Raw genomic sequence first — 18,527 nt, 5'->3', positions numbered from 1 at the left:
CTGAACTCAGTTCCGCAGGGGTGTCGACAGGTTGACGCTGCGCAGATGGTCGCGGGCCACGTCGGAATCTTCGCGTCCCGCGGTCACTTCGGCGTTGAGTCGGACGATCACGTCGGTGGTGAGCGTCGCGTTGACGGCGTCGATCACCGCGAGGAAATCCTCGGCGTCGATGCGCGCGAGCTTGTCCTTGGAGACCACCAGCGCGACGTTCTGCGAGCCGAACAGGTTCTTCGGATCACCCAGTAGGACGTAGGCGCCGGTGTCGAGTTGGGGATCGGTGGTGTAGGAGTTCGCGGTGTCGATCTCGCCCCGATCCAGGGCCGTGTACTGCTCGCCGAGCGGAACCGGGCGGAACCGGCCGTTCGTCAGGCCGTACTCCTCCTGGAGTCCCTTGAACCCCAGCTGCAGATCCTGCAGCGCGGGCTGCGCACCGAAGGTGAAGGCTCCGACCGAACGCAGATCCCCGATCTGGGCCAGTTTGTGCTCGGCGGCGTACTCGCGGGTGACCGCGACAGCGTCCTTGTTCTCGAACGGGGTCATGGCACTGGTGAACATGTCCTGCGAGTCGTAGTACTCCTGGACCCGCTGATAGGTCTGCTGCGCATCGAGACCGGAGACCTGCTGGCCGGCCACCACCGAGAGCACCGTGCCGGTGTAGGCGACGTAACCGTCGATCAGACCGCCGCGCAGCGCGGTGTCCAGTTCCTCGGCAGGTCCGACACCCTTGCGCAGATCCACCGCGTAACCGTTGACGGCCAGCGCCTGCTTCCACAGTTCTCCGAGGATCCTGGCCTCCGGGAAAGCCGGTGTGCCCAGGGTGATCCGCAGCGCGGCCCCCTGGGGCTGCTGGGAGGCGTCGCGTTCGGAGTTGGCACCGCACCCGGCCAACACCACCATCAGCAGCAGCGCGAGCAGTCGCCTCACGACGGACGCTCGCCGGAGGTGACCACCTCGGGATCGGCGTCACCGGATCTGTCCACCAGGTCCACTTCCAGCACCGCGGTGCCGTCCTCGGCACGCAGCGCCTTGAACCACGCGAAGGTCACCGCGATCAACACGAAGGTGAACGGGACGGCGCCCAGGATCGCCGCCTGCTGCAAGGCATTCAGGCCACCGACCAGCAGCATCGCGCAGGCGATACCACCCATCAGCACCCCGAAGATGACCGTCACGATCCGCGACGGAGCGATCGAGCCCTTGCTGGCCATCGTCGCCATCACCACCGCGGCCGCGTCGGCACCGCTGATGAAGAACAGCGCGATCAGCAGGATGCACAGGAACGACACGATTCCGGCCAGCGGCAGCGCATCCAGTGCGGTGAACAGCACCAGCTCCGGCGTCGAGAGCGAGCCGACGATATCGGCCGCGCCGCTGCGCTGCAGTTCGATTCCGGTGCCACCGACGATTGCGAACCACACGAACCCGAATCCGGTGGGCGCCACCGCGACACCGAGCACGAACTCTCGGATGGTGCGGCCCCGCGAGATGCGCGCGACGAACATCCCGACGAACGGGCCCCACGAAATCCACCACGCCCAATAGAAGATCGTCCAACTGGCCATCCAGGCCTCGTCGCCGACGCCCATCTGCAACGACATCGGCAGTACCTCGATGATGTAGTTGCCGATCGACTCGATCCCGTTGGACACCACCAGCACGGTGCTGCCACCGAGCACCAGAAAGAACAAAAACAGCACGATGGTCGCCACCGCGCCCAGGTTGGCCAGGAAGTTGATGCCCTTCTCCACACCGGAGGTCGCCGACAGGATGAACATGGTGGTGACGGCCAGGATGATCAGCACCGCAACGATATTCGACTTGGGCACCCCGAACAGATAGTCCAGCCCGCTGTTGAGTTGAAGGCCGTTGAGGCCCAGCGCGGTGGCGGTGCCGAACAGGGTGGCCACGATGGCCAGCCCGTCGACCAGCCGGCCCAGTGGCCGCGACGGTGCGTTGCGGCCGAGGAACGGTGACAGCGTGGAGCTGACCAGGACCGGCATGTTCTTCCGGTAGGCGAAATAGGCCATCGCGCCGCCCATCACGGCGTACATCGCCCATCCGTTGAAGCCCCAGTGAAAGTACGTATAGCGCAAGGCAACCAGGGCTGCGGCTTCGCTTTCCGGCTCGGCGAGCGCGTGCGGTGGGGCGGTCCAGTGCGTAACCGGCTCGGCCACACCGAAGAAGAGCAGGCCCGCACCCAGGCCCGCGGCGAACATCATCGACACCCAGGAGAAGGTCCTGAACTCCGGCCGCGAATCGTCAGGCCCCAGCCGGATCCTGCCCCACCGGCTGAAGACCAGGACCACGCAGACGATCAGCACGGCGGTCGCGATCAGCACGAACGCCCAGCTGAAGTTGCCGATGATCCAATTCAGCGTCGAGGTCATCACCGCGCCGAGGCTTTTCGGGGCGAGCAGTCCCCAGCCGACGAAACCGGCGATGACCACCGCCGATCCCCACAGCACGGCCGGGTCCACACCCTTGAGAAAACGATTCACTCGTCGGCACCCCCTCGCAGCTACCTTGGTAGCCGCCGATGGGCAGTGTCAACCGTTTCGATCGCGGCGAACGTGCGCATACTCCCGCGCGGCGCCGCGTGTCAGGCCGCAGACACGCACGCTCGCCGGGAACTGACCGGGAACTGGTGGGGGGAGGTCAGGCTGCTCGGAGGCGGCGCATACCGATCACGTCCTCGTAATGCCCGAGCAGCTGATCGCAGAGCGCAGGCCAGGTGCGCGACAGCACACTGCGCCGGGCCGCCGCCGAGTAGCGGGCGCGTTCGGCGATCAGGTGATCGACCGAGCCGGACAGCCGGCTCTCGAACTCGTCGACGTTGAGCAGCAGTCCGGTGTGCATCGGGGTCACCAGATCCCGTGGTCCACCGGCGTTGGGGGCCACCACCGGCAGACCCGAGGCCATGGCCTCCTGTACCGCCTGGCAGAACGTCTCGTGTTCACCGGGGTGAACGAACACGTCCATGCTCGCGTACGCGGCCGCCAGTGCCGGGCCCCGCAGCTCACCGGTGAAAACCGCTGTGGGCATGAGGCTCTGGAGCTTTCCGCGGTCGACACCGTCCCCGACGACGACCACCTGCAGATCATCACGGGCGGCCAGCACGGCGAGCCGTTCGACATGCTTCTCGGGGGCCAACCGGCCGACGAACCCGATGACCGGTTTACCGGCCGGCGACCACGCCCGATGCAGGACCTGGTCGCGCGCAGACGGCACGAAGCCGGTGATGTCCACCCCGCGACCCCATTTGTGCAGCCGCGGAACACCGTGGGCGGCAAGATTTTCCATTGCCGACGTGGACGGCGCCAGGGTACGGTCGGCCTTGCTGTGCAACCGGCGGGTCCATGCCCACGAGGCGCGGGAGAGTACACCGACACCGTAGCTCTCGGCGAAGCCGGCGACATCGGTCTGGAACACCGCAACCGAAGGCACCCCGAGGTGGCGGGCGGCGTGCACACCACCCCACCCGAGCAGCGCCGGCGAGGCCAGATGAATCACGTCGGGGTCGAATCCGCGCAGCACACCGACGATGCGGGGCCGGGGCACGCCCAGCGGCAGTGAGGTCACCTTCGGGAACATGTGCGACGGCACACGATGGACGCGCACCCCGTCGTGCACCCGGTCGGCGGGCGGCTGACCGCGCGGCGTGTCCGGCGCGATGACCAACACCTCGTGTCCGGTGCGGCGGAGATGCTCGATCACCCGAAGCACCGAGTTGGTGACGCCGTTGACATTCGGGAGGAAGGATTCGGCAACGATTGCAACGCGCACGCCCTGACTGTCGCAGCGGCGGTTGTCCAGTCGGTTGCGTACGGGCATATGGCATGCGAACACCACGACAGCGGTACGGTGGTCGCGTGCGTCGAATGCTGGCTGTGCTCACCGGATTGACCCTGCTGGTGGGCGTCGGCTGCACCAAGCAGATCCAGGGCAGCGCCCAACCCGATCCGAACGCGCCGTTGACGCAGGTGAGCGACGACGGCTACGGCCTGATCGCCGGATTCCCCGAGGCGCCGGTACAGATCGAGATCTTCGCCGAACCGCAATGCTCGCACTGTGCGGATCTGCAGCGTGACGTCGGGGATGACCTGCGGCACTACATCGGTCTGGGTCAGCTGGCGGTCACCTATCGCCCGATGACGTTCCTGGAGACCGCCGACTACCACTACTCCGAACGGGTCAGCAATGCGCTGTTCGTGGCGGCCTCCGAGGGCAACTCACCGGCCGTGGACTTCCAGAGCTTCGTCGAGGACCTGTGGGCCGACCAAGACCCGTCCGGCCGCGGCCCCAGCGACGACGAGATGGCCGAAAAGGCCCGCGCCGCGGGACTACCCGATGATGTGGCGCAACGCATCGCCGATGGCGAGGGTGCGGTCGATGCCGTCGAGATGGACGCTGCGAACTACGACCTGCTCTATCTCGTCGACCCGGTGAACACCGGGACACCAACGGTTTACGACCTGACCAACGACGAGGTGGTCGACATCTACGACGACGACTGGCTCGACAAGCTGATGTCGTCGGCCTGATCGGCGGAACGATCGGCGGACTCCGCCACGGACCGGCGCGCCACGACCGCGACCACCAGTAGCGCGGCCCCGGCCACCAGCCAACCGAGCACCGCGATCGAGGCCGCCGGGATGATCGCCAGCGCGGCGTTGCGGTCCTGCACCCGCACCAGATCTGGATCGCTGCGGTCATATTCGACGTAGATGCGCATCCCGGTGTCCAGTTCGGACGGATAGAGCACGCCGAGTTCGGGACGATAGGTGACCCGGTCCGGTGTCACGAACTCGATCGTCGACCGGCGCGGGCCCGCGTCGAGCACCTCGGCGGCGGCCACCCCCATATCGCTCTCGATCCGGCGGTCGTTCTCCCACGCACCCAGCACCAGCAGCACTGACTGGAAGGTGACCAGACAGGCCGCCAGCACGATTCCTACCCGAACCCGCCGGATGATCCGCTCGCCGCGGGTCTCGCTGCCGTCACCGAACATCCGCGGCATCCGGTGCCACAACGCGCGCAACGCCGGGGGCAGTCTCACTGCAGCGCCGCCCGGATGGACGCGTGCAGCGCGCGCAGCGAGGACCGGTCGGCCTTCACCTCCAGCACCCGCATGCCCTCGAAGGGCTGATGCAGTACTTCGGTCAGTGCGTCGACCTCGACCTGCTGGGTGGGGACGTGATAGGCCCGGCAGAGCGCGGCGATATCGACATCATGCGGGGTACCGAAGACGCGCGAGGACACATCCGAGAACCGCGGGTCGCCCTGCTCCAGCAACTCGAAGATGCCGCCACCGTTGTCGTTGGACACCACGATGGTCAGGTTGCGCGGGGTCGGTTCCGTCGGCCCGATGAGCAGCCCGGAGCTGTCGTGCACGAAGGTCAGATCGCCCACCAGCGCCGTGGTCGACCCGCCGGTGCGCTCATGGGCCAGCGCGGCGCCGATGGCGGTCGAGATGGTGCCGTCGATGCCGGCGACGCCCCGGTTGGACCGCACCTTCACGCCGGCCTGGTTGAAGCCGACCAGCGCGATGTCGCGGACCGGGTTGGACGCTCCCAGCACCAGTTGATCGCCGTCGCGTAGACCGGCCGCTACCGCCGCGGCGACGTGCAGGCCGGTGGTGTGCGGGTGCTGGTCCAGCTGGGCCCGCACCGCGCCGAGCGTGCGCTGGTGCAGGTCCGCGCTGCGGCGCAGCCAGTCCGGGTCGGGTGCGCCGCTGGTGACCGCGCGGGTGCCGGTGGCCTGCGAGTTGCCCGAGACGTCGGGCCAGCGCGGCCCGGTGGTCAGCGCGAAGACCGGCACCGCCGGGTCGGCCAGCAGAGCTGACACCGTGCGGTGCAGGGTCGGCCGGCCCAGCATGATGACCTGCTCGGGCCGCAGCTGGGGCAGCGCGAGCGGATGCAGCGGGTTCACGGCTGCCGGCGCGGTCGGTTCGGCGACGGTGGGCAGTGCGGCCAGGTTGGGGTGCACCCCGGCGCCGTGCCCGGCGATCACGACCGTGTCGGCGGTCAGGTCGATGTCGAGCGGCTGGTCGAAGGTGACGGGCGGGGTGTGGGTCCAGGAGCGGCCGTCCGGCCGGCCGTCTGGGGTCTGTTCTGTTCCTCCCGCGTCGGTGGCGTCGGGGACCAGTGGTTCGCGCAGCGGGATGTCGAACTGCACCGGGCCCGCGTTGGCACTGCGAGATCCCATGGCCGCCACCAGGACCCGGCAGGTCGCCGACCGCCACTGGGCGTTCATCGCGGCCCAGTCGCCGGCGCTGCCCCCGTCGCTCCGCCCGGGATCTTCGGCGAGCCCGAGGCTGATGCTGGCCCGCACCTGGGAACCGAAATAGCCGAGCTGCTCCATCGTCTGGTTGGCCCCGGTGCCGAGCAGTTCGTAGGGTCGGTTGGCGCTCAGCACGATCAGCGGGACGCGTGCGTAGTTGGCCTCCACCACGGCCGGTCCCAGGTTGGCCACCGCCGTACCCGAGGTCATCGCGATGGGAACCGGGGCCTGACCGGAGATCGCCAGCCCGATCGCCAGGAATCCGGCGGTGCGCTCGTCGATGCGCACATGCAGCCGGATCCGGCCGGCCCGGTCGGCGTCGTGCAGGGCGAAGGCCAGCGGCGCGTTGCGCGACCCGGGGCACAGCACCACGTCGCGGACGCCGCCGCGGATCAGTTCGTCGACGACGATGCGGGCCTGGATCGTCGAGGGGTTCACTTCGACAGCCTAAAGCTTGGCTTCGCCGAAGAATTCCAGGATGGCGTCGTTGACGGCCTGGGGGTGCTCGATGAAGCCCAGGTGGCCGGCATCGGGAATCTCCAGGTAGCGGCCGTTGGGGATGGCGTCGGCGACCTCCCGGCTCAGGTGGGGGGCCATCAGGACGTCATCGCCGAAACCGATCACCAGCACCGGGACCTTGATGTGCTGGTAGGCGGGCAACCGATTGCCCTCCGGGGAGATCGCGAGCTGGCTTTTGAGGCCGGGGGTGTACTTGGTGGGCCACATGGTGAACATCTCGGCCCAGTCCAGGACCGCGCGGTCGTCGTTCAGGGTCTTGGGCGAGAAGTTCTCCATCAACCGGATCTTCGCGTCATAGCTGGGCGGCAGGGTGATGCCCGACTCGTGGAAGTCCCGTTCGGCCCTGTTGAAGAAATCGCGCGCCTTGTCGTGCCGGCCCCGGGTGGCCATCAGCACCGCCTGGCTGACCAGCTCGGGGCGGGCGACCATCAGCTCCTGGGCGATGAACGAGCCCATCGAGACACCGACCACCCGCACCGGGCCGCCGACGACCTTGGTGATCAGGTTGGCGGTGTCCGCGACGACCTGGTCGGTGGTGAATCCGCTGGCGTTCTCGGTGGCGCCGACGCCCCGGTTGTCGAAGGTGATCACGCGGTAGCCGGCCCGCTGGAAGGCCGGGACCTGGTGCAGGTGCCAGGTGCGGCCTGCGCCGCCGCGGCCCGCTATGAAGAGCACCGGTTCGCCGGTGCCGCCCTTGTCGACATACGCGAGATTCATTTGCTCGAGCCTACTTGCGACTGCGAACCCGCCGGATCGCGTGGTCCCAGAGCAAACCCACGGTCGCCTTGAGCGCAGGTGGGCTGGCAAGTTCGCGGGCCATCAGCGCGGTGGCCGCGGCCTTGGTGGCTGCCGACGCCTTGGACATGTGTCCGGAATCGAACGGCGGCTGCGGGTCGTACTCCATCGACAGCTGGATGGCCTTGGCCTTGGCTTCCCCGCCGATCTCCCCGGCCAGCCACAACCCGAGGTCGATGCCGGCCGACACACCGGCGCAGGTGACGAGGCGCTCGTCGGACCGCACGATCCGCTCGTCGGCCACCGGCGTCACGCCGAAGGCGCGCAGCGACTGCACGGCCGCCCAATGTGAGGTGGCCCGCTTGCCCTCCAGCAGGCCGGCCGCGGCCAGCAACACCGAACCCGAGCACACCGAGGCGGTCCAGGTGGTCGTCTCGTGGGTGCGGCGCAGCCAGTCGAGGACCCGTTCGTCACGGGCATGCTCCATCGTCGAGAAGCCGCCCGGAACCAGCACGACGTCCGGGGCGGGCGTCTCGTCGAATGAGTGGGTGGCGCCCACGACGAGGACGCCGGAGTCGGCGACGACGGGTCCGGGTTCGTGCCAGACGAAGCGCACCTCGGCCTCGGGCAGCCAGCGCAGCGTCTCGTATGGACCGATGAAGTCCAGGGCGGTGAATCCGGGGTAGAGCACGATGGCGATCTGCATGGTTCCTCCTAGGCGAATGACTTGCGGTACTGATCGGGTGAAATGCCAAGGCGCCGGACAAAGTTGCGGCGCAAGGTTTCGGCGCTGCCGAAGCCGCACCGGGCGGCGATGACCGTGACGGTGTCATCGGTCTCCTCGAGTTGGCGGCGCGCCGCCTCGGTGCGGATACGTTCCACGTAGCTGCCGGGTGCCTCCCCCACCTCCTCGGTGAAGACCCGGGTGAAGTGTCGAGAGCTCATGGCCGCCCGCCGCGCGAGTTCGCCGATGCTGTGCATTGCGCCGGGTTCGGCCTCGATGAACTCCTGCACGTCCCGGATCGGGGCGCGTCTGGCCCGCGGCGCCCACACCGGTGCCGCGAACTGGGTCTGACCACCGGGGCGGCGCAGATAGAGCACCAGCCAGCGGGCCACCGTCTGCGCGACATCGGTGCCGAGGTCCTCCTCGACCAGATGCAGGGCGAGGTCGATGCCGGCGGTGACACCCGCGGCGGTCCACACCCGTTCCGAACTGCGCACGAAGATGGGTTCGGGGTCGACCGTCACGTCGGGGTACTCGGCGGCGAGGTGCCCGGCGGCGGCCCAGTGGGTGGTGGCCCGGCATCCGTCGAGCAGGCCCGCCTCGGCTGCGAGAAACGCACCCGAGCACACCGTGACGACACGGCGCGCGGTCGCGGCCACGGTGCGGATCCATTCCACCGTGGCGGCGTGCTTGCGCACCGTCTCGGTGCCGAAGCCGCCCGGGATGATCAACGTGTCGATGGTGTCGGGATCCGGCAGTGCCGCCGCGGCGAATTCGAGGCCCGTCATGGTGCTGACCGGCGCCCCGTCCAGGGACACCAGCCGCACGTCGTAGCGGTTCGTCCGGCCCAGCGCGATCAGCTGCAGGTTGGCGCCGGTGAAGACGTCGAACGGCCCGGCGATGTCCAATGCCTGTACACCGCCGAAGCCGAGGATCACCACCGATCGCGTCACGCCACCATCGTGTCTGGCGCGGCTCGTGGCGTCTACGCCATGGATCCCACAGATCAGGACATGTCGGACACGGGGGCCATGCTGCTGCAGATGAAGGAATACACGTATCGGGCGATGTGGTCACCCAGCACGAAGTCCTATGTGGGGACCTGCCTGGAGTTTCCCGGGCTGCGGCGGCACGGGGAGACAGCCGGCGAGGCCATCACCGCGATCGAGAAGATGGTCCGAGAGGACGTCGAGGCCGCGACGGCCGACGGTTGGATCGCACCCGAGTCACTCACCGACCGCGAATACAGCGGCCGGTTCGTGCTGCGCGTCTCCCGCGAACTGCATGCCCTGCTCGCGGTCGAGGCCACTGAACAACGGGTGTCGCTGAATCAGTGGGTGGTGCAGAAGCTGGTCGGCCGCACCGATTCCCGGAGTTTCTGAGCCAGGGTCTTCGAACCGGGCTTGTGAGCCGGGGTCTCTGAGCCAGGGCCTCTAGGCCGGGGTCTCTGATCCGACTCTCTGATCCGACAACGGGTCCGCGAAAGTAGTACTGCCAGTGGTACTACCGTTGCGCGCAGTACTACCGGTAGTACTGCTTCTGCAGGGCTATTGTTCGGGCGCACACCGCAGCGCGTGACGGCCGCGTGGACGGCGGTCGTTCCGGGCCGCACACGGCCGTGCGCGTCATGCCCCCGCGGACGACTGATGCGCCCGGCCGCACACCGCGGCGCGTCATGCCCGCGCGGACGGCGGTCGACTACTCGGATAAGACCGCATGGCAGGCGCGCACCCGGTCGATCCACCACTGCCGCCGATCCGCCGGCGCCGCCAGCGCGGTCAGCCGCGCGGGGTCCGGAACCACCGGGCCGACCGGCAGGAAGCCATCGACCGGGGCCACCGCCTCCACCACGTCCTCGACGAACAATCCACCGGTCCCGAGCCCGCAGGCATACGGCAGCTCGGGCAGGCACCCGGCGGCCAGCAGCCCACGCGACATGCCGACCGCACTGTCCAACGCACTGGAGACCACCACCGGGATGCCGATGCGCGCCGCGATCACCAACAGCGGCCCCACCCCGCCCAGCGGCGCCACCTTGACCACCGCGACATCCGCCGCACCCAGCGCGACGACCCGGAACGGATCGGCGGCTTTGCGAATCGATTCGTCGGCCGCGATCGGCGTCGAGATCCGCCGACGCAGCAGCGCCAGCTCCTCGACCGTGGCGCAGGGCTGTTCGAGATACTCCAGCTCGCCCAGCGCGCCGGCGGCCACGACCGCCTCGTCGACGCTCCACCCACCGTTGGCGTCGACACGCACCCGGGGCACCACCGCACGCACCGCCTCGACCCGCGCGACGTCGTCGGCGAGGGTCTGACCGGGTTCGGCGACCTTCACCTTCGCGGTCCGGGCACCGGGGAACCGGGCCAGCACCTCCGGCACCCGGTGGGGTTCGACGGCAGGCACGGTGGCGTTGACCGGGATCTGGTCGCGTGCGGCCACCGGAGGCGCACTGAAGGCCGCCTCGATCGCCGACAGCAGCCACTGGGATGCCTCGGCGGGACCGTATTCGGTGAACGCCCCGAATTCTCCCCAGCCGGCCGGGCCGTCGAACAACGCCAGCTCGCGCACCGTGACGCCGCGGAAGCGCACCCGCATCGGCAGCGCGACGACGTGCAACCGGTCCAGCAGGTCCTCGACGGGCGGTATGTCAGACCGTGGCTCGATCTCGACCCTCCCAATGTGGTTGCCGCAGATCCTTCTTCAGGATCTTGCCGGTCGGGTTCCGCGGCAGGGCGTCGACGATGTCGACGGTCTTGGGACACTTGTACGCCGCGAGATGTGTCCGGGCCCATGCGATCAGATCGTGCTCGGCGACCTCGTCGCCCTGCACGGCCACAACGGCTTTGACCGCCTCGCCCCACTTCTCGTCGGGCACCCCGAACACCGCGACCTCGACCACGGCCGGGTGCTCGGCCAGGATGCGCTCCACCTCGATCGAGTACACGTTCTCGCCACCGGTGATGATCATGTCCTTGAGCCGATCCTCGACGAACAGGTAACCGTCGGCGTCGAGGCGGCCGATGTCTCCGGTGCGGAACCAGCCGTCGGGTGTGATCGCCTCGGCGGTGGCCTCCGGCTTGTTGTGGTAGCCCTTCATCAACTGCCGTGTCCGGAACCAGATCTCGCCCTGCCTGCTGGTCGGGACGTCCTGCAGCGTGTCGGTATCGACGATGCGGACCTCGACACCGTTGATCGGCCGGCCGGCACTGACCAGCCGCTCCTGATTGTCACCACGGTGATCCTCGGGCTCCAACCGGGTCGCCACCCCGCACACCTCGGTCAATCCGTACACCTGGATGAAATCGGTGTCCGGCCAGGCCTTGAGCGCATCCCGCAACAGCGGTAACGGCATCGGTGACGCACCGTACGAGAAAATCTTGAGCGCCCCGAACAGCTGCACCGCCTCCGGACCGGTCTGCAGCACGGTGGCCAGCACCGCGGGCACCAGGAACGTGCGGTTCGCACCGGCCAGGATGCCGGCGGCGAGCGCACCACCCTCGATGTCTCGCGTCATATAACTCGGCGCGCCGTAGAAGAACCCGAACTGCATGTAGGAGGTGCCGCCCACGTGGAACAGCGGCATGGAAACCAGGTTCTTGTCCCCCGGCTGGAACGGCCACCGGTCGAAGGCATTGACGGTGTGCGCGATCAGGTTCGCGTGACTGATCGTCACCCCTTTGGGGCGGCCGGTGGTGCCCGAGGAGTACATCACCACCACGGTGTCGTCGGTGTGCGCCTGCGCCGACCGGCCGACGGGCTCGGCGGCGGCCAGCACGGCCTCGTACTCGTCGTCGCCCTCGGGACCGACCTCGATGATGTCGGCGACCCCGGGAATCCGATCCCGGATGGACTGCACCGTCGGGAGGAACTCGGCGCCGACGAAGGCCACCTTGGCGCCGGAATCGTTGAGCACGTAGTCGATCTCGTCGGCTGCCAACCGGAAGTTGATGATGGTGGTCGCCGCACCCAGCGACGCCGCCGCCAGCGTCACCTCCACGCAGGCGGGGTGATTCTTGTCCAGGAAGGCCACCACGTCACCGCGGCCGACTCCCCGGCCGGCCAGTGCACCGGCGACCCGCTGGATGCGGTCGTACACCTGACTCCAGGTCCAGGTGCGGCTCAGGTAGGTGATCGCCTCGTCGTCGGGCTTGACCTGCGCCCAGTGCGCGACGCGCTCGTCGAGGAACTGCGGCTCGGGCAGCACCGGATCTGACTCACACATGCCCGACAGCCTGCCATGACACCTGTCGGGTCATGCGGGTTTCGGATGAACCTGACGGCCCGCCAGATAGGTCGCCCTGACGTCCAGACCGGCCACCTCCTCCGGGTCTACCGCACGCGGATCTGCCGACAGCACAACGAGATCGGCGTACTTGCCGACCTCGATCGAACCGATCCGGTCGTCGGCGAAAAGCTGATAGGCCGCGTCCAGGGTCTGCGCGCGGATGGCCTGCTCCACCGTCAAACGCTCCTGTGGGGCGAGCACCCGCCCGCTCGGCGCCTTGCGGGTCGCGGCGACGCTGATGTTGCGCAGCGGCTCCTCCGGGGTGACCGGCGGATCGTTGTGCAGCGAGATGCGCATGCCGGTGGCCGCGGCCGAGCCGCACGGCATCCACCGCTCCCCGCGCTGCGGACCGAAGAGACCGTCGACGATGACGTCACCCCAGTAGTGCAGCTGATCGACGAACAGGCTGCAGGTGACCCCGAGCGCGTGCGCGCGGGCCAGCTGCTCGTCGGTGATCGCACCGACGTGTTCCAGGCGCAACCGGTGATCGTCGCGCGGATGGGCGCGCAACGCCTCCTCGTAGACGTCGAGGATGGTGTCCACGCCGCGGTCGCCCTGCACATGGCAGGCCATCTGCCAGCCCTGCGGATAGAAGGTGTGCACGATCTCGGCCAGCTGCTCGCGGGTGTAGTTCGCATGTCCGCAGGAACCGGGCACCACGCCGATGGTGCGGGTGGCCTCGGTGTCCAGATAGGGGAAGCTCAGGTCGATGTTGCCGATCCACGGCGAACCGTCCACCCAGATCTTGATGCCGACCTGGCGCACCACATCATCGCCGTCGAATGGCCGGGCCTCGGTGCGCAATTCGGCGGTGGACATCTCGTAGGTGCGCAGCCGGACCGTCAGCTGGTCGTGCAGGGCGTCGAGCAACGGCCGGAACATCGGGTCGAATGCCATCTCCGAGCACGTGGTCAGACCCGCCTGGTTGAGCCGATGGCATTCGGCCAGCAACAGCGCGGGGTAGTCGCCCACCGAGAGTGCTCCCCCGATGAACGGGAACACCGCGGCCGACTCCTCGGCCGTGCCGTCGAGATCGCCGTTTGCGTCCCGGCCGTAGCGGGCCCCCTTGGGATCCGGGGTGTCGCGGGTCACCCCGACCGCCCGGGCGGCGGCGGAGTTGAAGAACGCCTTGTGCCCGGAGTTGTGCATGATCACCAGCGGGGTGTCGGCCACGCCGTCCAGCCACTGTAGGGTCGGCTCGGGTAACCCCTTCTGCAGCAGGGCATCCCACCCGTTGAGGTAGGCGCCGTCGGCACCGCGGCGGGCCACCTCGGCATGCACGGCGGCCACCACCTCCTCCGCGGTGGGCAGGGTGACCGGGCGGATGTCGACCATGCGGTCCGACAGTGCGACCGCCTCCATCAACGGATGACCGTGCGCCTCAACGAAACCGGGCAGCACACAACCGTCCCCGACGGACAGCACCGTGGTGTCCGGCCCGATCCAGGACTTCAGTTCGTCCTCGGACAGGTCGATCGCTGCGATGCGACCATGAGCGACCGCGAGATTCTGCGCGGTCGGGCGGGAATCGTCGACGGTGAGGATCGTTCCGGTGATGACGAGGTCGGCTGGCTGCGCGGGGCCTGGCATGAGGGTAAGGCTAGAGGCTCAGCCGGCTTCCACCGATGAGAAACGGCCAGACCGGCGCCCCACTGATCACGACGTGGTGCGGATCCTGATCGGACCGCGCCAGGTGCCGTCGGGATCGAGCACCTCGCCGCGCTGGCTGATCTCCACCTCGCCGCGGCGAGCCAGGTCGCGGGCGATATCGCGGGCCTGGTCCATCAGATCGCGCCAGTCCTGACCGCCGACGGAGCGGGCCGCATCCGAGGGGCAGATCGTCTTGTCCGAGCCACGCTCCCGGGTAAGCGACAGGATGGCCCGGCGCAACTCGGCGTTCTCGCTCACCCCTCCAGTGAACACCCATCCTTGAAACTAAATCTGTAACACGTTCTAATCTGATGTCATGAGTGACGCGCAGCTCCGCCATTTCCTGCACTCCGGACATCTCACGGTCGGCGCCCTGAAGCGTCACAAGGACCGTCCCGTGCTGTTCCTCGGGGACACCACGCTGACCGGCGGCGAGCTCGCCGACCGGATCAGCCAGTACATTCAGGCCTTCGAGGCGCTCGGCGCCGGCACCGGCGCGGCCGTCGGCCTGCTCTCCCTTAACCGCCCCGAGGTGCTGATGATCATCGGCGCCGGGCAGACCCAGGGCTACCGCCGCACCGCACTACACCCTCTCGGTTCGCTGGACGATCACGCCTATGTGCTGTCCGATGCCGGGGTGACCTCGCTGATCATTGATCCCAACCCGATGTTCGTCGAGCGGGCGCTGGGCCTCGTGCAGAAGGTCCCCTCGCTGGAACAGGTCCTCACCATCGGTCCCGTGCCCGCCGAGCTGACCGAGGCCGGCGTGAAGGCGGTCGACCTGAGCGCCGAGGCCGCCAAGTACGACCCGAAGCCCCTGGTCGCCGCGGACCTGCCCGCCGACCACATCGGCGGTCTCACCTACACCGGCGGCACCACCGGCAAGCCCAAGGGCGTCATCGGCACCACCCAGTCGATCACCACCATGACGACGGTGCAGTTGGCCGAGTGGGAGTGGCCGGAGAACCCGCGCTTCCTGATGTGCACCCCGCTGTCGCATGCCGGCGCGGCGTTCTTCACCCCCGTCATCGTCAAGGGCGGCGAGTTGATCGTGCTGACCAAGTTCGACCCGGCTGAGGTGCTGCGCGTCATCGAGGAGCAGAAGATCACCGCGACCATGCTGGTGCCGTCGATGATCTACGCGCTGATGGACCACCCGGACAGCCACACCCGTGACCTGTCCTCGCTGGAGACGGTGTACTACGGTGCCTCGGCGATGAACCCGGTGCGCCTCGCCGAGGCGATCCGCCGGTTCGGCCCGATCTTCGCCCAGTACTACGGGCAGTCCGAGGCGCCGATGGTGATCACCTATCTGTCCAAGAAGGATCACGACGAGAAGCGCCTCACCTCGTGCGGCCGGCCCACGCTGTTCGCGAAGGTGGCGCTGCTCGGTGACGACGGCCGGCCGGTGGCCCAGGGCGAGGTCGGGGAGATCTGCGTGGCCGGGCCGCTGCTGTCCGGTGGCTATTGGAACCTGCCGGACGCCACCGCGGACACCTTCAAGGACGGCTGGATGCACACCGGCGACCTGGCCCGCGAGGACGAGGACGGTTTCTACTTCATCGTCGACCGCACCAAGGACATGATCGTCACCGGTGGTTTCAACGTGTTCCCGCGCGAGGTCGAAGACGTGGTGGCCGAACATCCCGCGGTGGCCCAGGTGTGCGTGATCGGTACGCCGGACGAGAAGTGGGGCGAGGCGGTGACCGCGGTCGTGGTGCTGCGGCCCGACGCCGCATCCGACGAGTCCGCGGTGGACGCGATGATCGCCGAGATCCAGGCCTCGGTGAAGGACCGCAAGGGTTCGGTGCACGTGCCCAAGCAGGTGGTCGTGGTCGACTCGGTGCCGGTAACCGCGCTGGGCAAGCCGGACAAGAAGGCGGTGCGCGCACAGTTCTGGGAGGGCGCGGGCCGGTCGGTCGGCTGAGGCGCTCGCTGCAGCTGCTGCTGCGCTTCCGGCTGACCGGGCCGTCACGAGCGTGCGTCTTCTCGGTGGCACCGCGGCGTGTCGACCCGCAGACACGCACGCTCGCCGGGAGGGGTTAGAGGCGCGACATCCGGGGTACAGAAGCGTCGACAACGCAGGTATCCCGAGATAGGACCCCGACGATGGACGACCGCACCGCAGTCGCCTCCCGCACCGCCTCCTCCGAGTTCCTCAGCACCGGAGCACTGTTCCTGTCGATGATCGGGATCATCGGATTCGCGCTCACCATCGGCGCGTTCGGCCTGGAACGCATCGGGCTGACATTCGGTGTCGGCCTGCTCTCCCTGACCAGCTTCGTGGTCAGCATGTTCTTCTTCCGCGCCGAGGCCGACGATCTCGGCGAAAGCTGACCCCGGCGCCACCCATCCGGCGCGCGATCGGCCCCGAATACCTTCATCGGAGGGAGCGTGGCCATGACTCGTCTTGCGAAACTCGCCGGTCAGATCGGCGAATCGGTATTGTCCGTCGCCGGCATCCGCACTGTCGAAGAACCGCGCCACATCAGCCGCGCGCTGACCGGCGGCGTGGAGATCCGGCGGTACGGCCGGCGCATCGCCGCGGAGACCACCGTCGTCGGAGAACGCGACGACGCCCTCAACGCCGGCTTCCGCACCCTGGCCGGTTACATCTTCGGCGGGAACCGGAGCCGGACCGAGATTGCGATGACCGCACCGGTGAGCCAGCAGTCCGGCGCGCAGAAGATTGCGATGACCGCCCCGGTGTCGCAGTCCGGCAGCGGTGAAGACGGCTGGACCATCCGCTTCTTCATGCCGTCGCAGTGGACGCTGCAGACCCTGCCCGAACCGGACGACGACGATGTCCGCCTGGTGAGCGTCCCGGCCGAGACGGTGGCCGTGCTCCGCTTCACCGGGGACCGCGGGCCGGCCGCCGTCGCGCGGCGCACCGGCGATCTCCTGGAAACACTCGACGCGCACGGAATCGAACCGGCCGGCGAGGCGGTGGCGTGGTTCTACGATCCGCCCTGGACCCTGCCCTTCCTGCGTCGCAACGAGGTCGTCGTCCCGATATAGGCAGGTGCCGGCGTTGGCGGGAAAATCAGGCGCGCCACACCGGGCCGGCACGGTAGACATGGGTATGTGGCTGAGCTGACCCTGCGTGCCGTACGCGACGATTCCGACTTCGAGGCCTTCAACTCGGCGCTCTACTCGGTGTTCCTGGAGGATCCGCAGACCGACAACATCCGGTTGTCCCGCCGGTTCACCGATCTTGACCGGATGTTCGGCTTTCATGACGGAACCCGCTGGGTGTCCACGGCCGGTGATTACCGCAAGCAGGTGATGCTGCCCGGCGGCGTCGCGGCCGATGTCCCCGCCGTCACGGCCGTGACCGTCTCGCCCGGATATCGCCGCCGCGGACTGCTGACGCAGATGATGCGTCATCAACTCGACACCATCCGCGACCGCGGCACCGAGGCGCTGGCCATGCTGTTCGCCTCGGAGACCGCGATCTACGGTCGGTTCGGCTACGGCATGGCCAGCCAGAACGCGGTGCTCTTCGGTCAGGTGCGCGATCTCGATTTCCGTTCCGACGTCGACCTCGGCGCGGGCACCGTCACCGAGACCGACGCCGCGACGGTGCTGGCCGAGGGGCCGGCCATCCACGAGCGGGCGGTGACCGGTCTGCCCGGCCGGATGGACCGTCCGCGCACCTGGTGGGACTACCAGATCTTCGACAACGACGAACGGCGCAAGGACAGCGGCAGCATCCGGTTCGCCCTGCACCGCGAACCGGACGGCACGCCGAGCGCCATCGCGATCTACCGGCCGAAATCGGAGTGGAACGCCACCGGTCCCAACGGCGAACTGCACATCGAGGAGGTGCGTGCCACCAATCCCCGTGCCTACGCCCGGATCTGGCGCTTTTTGCTGGAGATCGACCTGGTGCGGCGCATCAAGTTCAACGGTGCCGCTGTCGACGAGCCGCTGCGTCTGCTGGTGGCCGACTCCCGTGCGCTGCAGTGCGAGGTCAACGACGGCATCTTCGTGCGGCTCGTCGACGTGGCGCGGGCGCTGGCGCTGCGCCGGTATGCCACACCGATCGACATGGTGCTCGATGTGCATGACGAGTTCTGTCCGTGGAATACCGGACGGTACCGGTTGCGCGGTGACACCGATGGCGCGCAGTGCGAAAAGACCGACGGGACAGCGGATATCGCCATCTCGGTGCGAGACCTCGGGGCCGGCTACCTGGGCGGGACCAGCATCGCCCAGCTTGCCGCCGCAGGTCTGGTCGCCGAGTTGACCCCGGGTGCGGCGCACCGCGCCGCCGTCGCCTTCGGCTGGCCCGTCGCGCCCGCCATCCCCGACCACTTCTGAGAAAGGACT

The 18,527-nt window shown here is 68.4% G+C and carries 18 protein-coding genes; 6 read left to right on the top strand and 12 right to left on the bottom strand.

Annotation, left to right across the window (positions count from 1 at the left end):
* Positions 1-6: 6 nt before the first annotated feature.
* The 3 genes from BST17_RS02725 to BST17_RS02715 all read right to left on the bottom strand — a co-directional run bounded on the left by BST17_RS02725 (position 7) and on the right by BST17_RS02715 (position 3,783).
* On the bottom strand, positions 7-924 hold the full coding sequence (locus BST17_RS02725) for an ABC transporter substrate-binding protein (RefSeq protein WP_083055409.1): 918 nt from the start codon (positions 922-924) through the stop codon (positions 7-9).
* Positions 921-2,498 carry a BCCT family transporter gene (locus BST17_RS02720; RefSeq protein WP_083055408.1) on the bottom strand — a complete coding sequence of 526 codons (1,578 nt, stop codon included), beginning with the start codon at positions 2,496-2,498 and terminating at the stop codon, positions 921-923. The genes BST17_RS02725 and BST17_RS02720 overlap by 4 nt, the downstream gene beginning before the upstream one ends.
* Before the next feature lie 157 nt (positions 2,499-2,655).
* Entirely contained in the window at positions 2,656-3,783 is a 1,128-nt protein-coding gene (locus BST17_RS02715; RefSeq protein WP_083055652.1) for a glycosyltransferase family 4 protein, read from the bottom strand.
* 95 nt (positions 3,784-3,878) lie between these two features.
* Here BST17_RS02715 and BST17_RS02710 point away from each other — a divergent pair, with 95 nt between their 5' ends.
* The gene (locus tag BST17_RS02710; RefSeq protein WP_083055407.1) at positions 3,879-4,541 is read left to right on the top strand and encodes a DsbA family protein; all 663 of its coding nucleotides are present in this window, start codon (positions 3,879-3,881) and stop codon (positions 4,539-4,541) included.
* Here BST17_RS02710 and BST17_RS02705 read toward each other — a convergent pair.
* Genes BST17_RS02705 through BST17_RS02685 form a run of 5 tightly spaced genes read right to left on the bottom strand, consistent with a single transcriptional unit; the run spans position 4,499 to position 9,210 of the window.
* The gene (locus BST17_RS02705; protein WP_083055406.1) at positions 4,499-5,017 is read right to left on the bottom strand and encodes a DUF3592 domain-containing protein; all 519 of its coding nucleotides are present in this window, start codon (positions 5,015-5,017) and stop codon (positions 4,499-4,501) included. The genes BST17_RS02710 and BST17_RS02705 overlap by 43 nt on opposite strands.
* A gap of 35 nt (positions 5,018-5,052) precedes the next feature.
* Positions 5,053-6,717 carry a 2-succinyl-5-enolpyruvyl-6-hydroxy-3-cyclohexene-1-carboxylic-acid synthase gene (gene menD, locus BST17_RS02700; protein WP_083055405.1) on the bottom strand — a complete coding sequence of 555 codons (1,665 nt, stop codon included), beginning with the start codon at positions 6,715-6,717 and terminating at the stop codon, positions 5,053-5,055.
* Positions 6,718-6,726: 9 nt separating this feature from the next.
* Positions 6,727-7,515, bottom strand: a complete 789-nt coding sequence (locus BST17_RS02695; protein ID WP_083055404.1) for an alpha/beta fold hydrolase — start codon at positions 7,513-7,515, stop codon at positions 6,727-6,729.
* Between the two features lie 10 nt (positions 7,516-7,525).
* Positions 7,526-8,239: a DJ-1/PfpI family protein gene (locus BST17_RS02690; protein ID WP_083055403.1), complete on the bottom strand. Its 714-nt coding sequence runs from the start codon at positions 8,237-8,239 to the stop codon at positions 7,526-7,528.
* 8 nt (positions 8,240-8,247) lie between these two features.
* Positions 8,248-9,210, bottom strand: a complete 963-nt coding sequence (locus tag BST17_RS02685; RefSeq protein ID WP_083055402.1) for a GlxA family transcriptional regulator — start codon at positions 9,208-9,210, stop codon at positions 8,248-8,250.
* A 90-nt stretch (positions 9,211-9,300) separates the two neighbouring features.
* On the opposite strand from BST17_RS02685, the gene BST17_RS02680 reads away from it, so the two are divergent.
* The gene (locus BST17_RS02680; RefSeq protein ID WP_083055651.1) at positions 9,301-9,639 is read left to right on the top strand and encodes a type II toxin-antitoxin system HicB family antitoxin; all 339 of its coding nucleotides are present in this window, start codon (positions 9,301-9,303) and stop codon (positions 9,637-9,639) included.
* A 316-nt stretch (positions 9,640-9,955) separates the two neighbouring features.
* Here BST17_RS02680 and BST17_RS02675 read toward each other — a convergent pair whose 3' ends face one another.
* The 4 genes from BST17_RS02675 to BST17_RS02660 all read right to left on the bottom strand — a co-directional run bounded on the left by BST17_RS02675 (position 9,956) and on the right by BST17_RS02660 (position 14,453).
* A complete protein-coding gene (locus BST17_RS02675; RefSeq protein WP_109749967.1) occupies positions 9,956-10,906 on the bottom strand; it encodes an o-succinylbenzoate synthase in 951 nt (316 codons plus the stop codon).
* 1 nt (position 10,907) lies between these two features.
* Positions 10,908-12,482, bottom strand: a complete 1,575-nt coding sequence (locus BST17_RS02670; RefSeq protein ID WP_083055400.1) for a long-chain-fatty-acid--CoA ligase — start codon at positions 12,480-12,482, stop codon at positions 10,908-10,910.
* A gap of 30 nt (positions 12,483-12,512) precedes the next feature.
* The gene (locus BST17_RS02665; protein WP_083055399.1) at positions 12,513-14,135 is read right to left on the bottom strand and encodes an amidohydrolase; all 1,623 of its coding nucleotides are present in this window, start codon (positions 14,133-14,135) and stop codon (positions 12,513-12,515) included.
* 66 nt (positions 14,136-14,201) lie between these two features.
* Entirely contained in the window at positions 14,202-14,453 is a 252-nt protein-coding gene (locus BST17_RS02660) for a DUF3253 domain-containing protein (protein WP_083055398.1), read from the bottom strand.
* Positions 14,454-14,511: 58 nt separating this feature from the next.
* On the opposite strand from BST17_RS02660, the gene fadD8 reads away from it, so the two are divergent.
* The 4 genes from fadD8 (at position 14,512) to BST17_RS02640 (ending at position 18,518) form a co-directional block, all read left to right on the top strand.
* On the top strand, positions 14,512-16,122 hold the full coding sequence (gene fadD8 / locus BST17_RS02655; protein WP_083055397.1) for a fatty-acid--CoA ligase FadD8: 1,611 nt from the start codon (positions 14,512-14,514) through the stop codon (positions 16,120-16,122).
* A 182-nt stretch (positions 16,123-16,304) separates the two neighbouring features.
* The gene (locus tag BST17_RS02650; RefSeq protein ID WP_083055396.1) at positions 16,305-16,532 is read left to right on the top strand and encodes a hypothetical protein; all 228 of its coding nucleotides are present in this window, start codon (positions 16,305-16,307) and stop codon (positions 16,530-16,532) included.
* 63 nt (positions 16,533-16,595) lie between these two features.
* Entirely contained in the window at positions 16,596-17,213 is a 618-nt protein-coding gene (locus BST17_RS02645) for an SOUL family heme-binding protein (protein WP_083055395.1), read from the top strand.
* A gap of 66 nt (positions 17,214-17,279) precedes the next feature.
* Positions 17,280-18,518, top strand: a complete 1,239-nt coding sequence (locus BST17_RS02640; protein ID WP_083055394.1) for a GNAT family N-acetyltransferase — start codon at positions 17,280-17,282, stop codon at positions 18,516-18,518.
* The last annotated feature ends 9 nt before the right edge of the window (positions 18,519-18,527 follow it).

The sequence above is a fragment of the Mycolicibacterium bacteremicum genome (assembly GCF_002086115.1).
In the GTDB taxonomy this organism is placed as follows: domain Bacteria; phylum Actinomycetota; class Actinomycetes; order Mycobacteriales; family Mycobacteriaceae; genus Mycobacterium; species Mycobacterium bacteremicum.
This window is presented reverse-complemented; position numbering and strand designations above follow the sequence as displayed.

What these genes read in the sequence shown, in the direction of transcription:
- BST17_RS02695 (WP_083055404.1), bottom strand. Translation starts at nt 7,515, where the DNA reads ATGAATCTCGCGTATGTCGACAAGGGCGGCACCGGCGAACCGGTGCTC.
- fadD8 (WP_083055397.1), top strand. Translation starts at nt 14,512, where the DNA reads ATGAGTGACGCGCAGCTCCGCCATTTCCTGCACTCCGGACATCTCACG.
- BST17_RS02705 (WP_083055406.1), bottom strand. Translation starts at nt 5,017, where the DNA reads ATGCCGCGGATGTTCGGTGACGGCAGCGAGACCCGCGGCGAGCGGATC.
- BST17_RS02670 (WP_083055400.1), bottom strand. Translation starts at nt 12,482, where the DNA reads ATGTGTGAGTCAGATCCGGTGCTGCCCGAGCCGCAGTTCCTCGACGAG.
- BST17_RS02645 (WP_083055395.1), top strand. Translation starts at nt 16,596, where the DNA reads ATGACTCGTCTTGCGAAACTCGCCGGTCAGATCGGCGAATCGGTATTG.
- BST17_RS02650 (WP_083055396.1), top strand. Translation starts at nt 16,305, where the DNA reads ATGGACGACCGCACCGCAGTCGCCTCCCGCACCGCCTCCTCCGAGTTC.
- BST17_RS02680 (WP_083055651.1), top strand. Translation starts at nt 9,301, where the DNA reads ATGAAGGAATACACGTATCGGGCGATGTGGTCACCCAGCACGAAGTCC.
- BST17_RS02710 (WP_083055407.1), top strand. Translation starts at nt 3,879, where the DNA reads ATGCTGGCTGTGCTCACCGGATTGACCCTGCTGGTGGGCGTCGGCTGC.
- BST17_RS02690 (WP_083055403.1), bottom strand. Translation starts at nt 8,239, where the DNA reads ATGCAGATCGCCATCGTGCTCTACCCCGGATTCACCGCCCTGGACTTC.
- BST17_RS02665 (WP_083055399.1), bottom strand. Translation starts at nt 14,135, where the DNA reads ATGCCAGGCCCCGCGCAGCCAGCCGACCTCGTCATCACCGGAACGATC.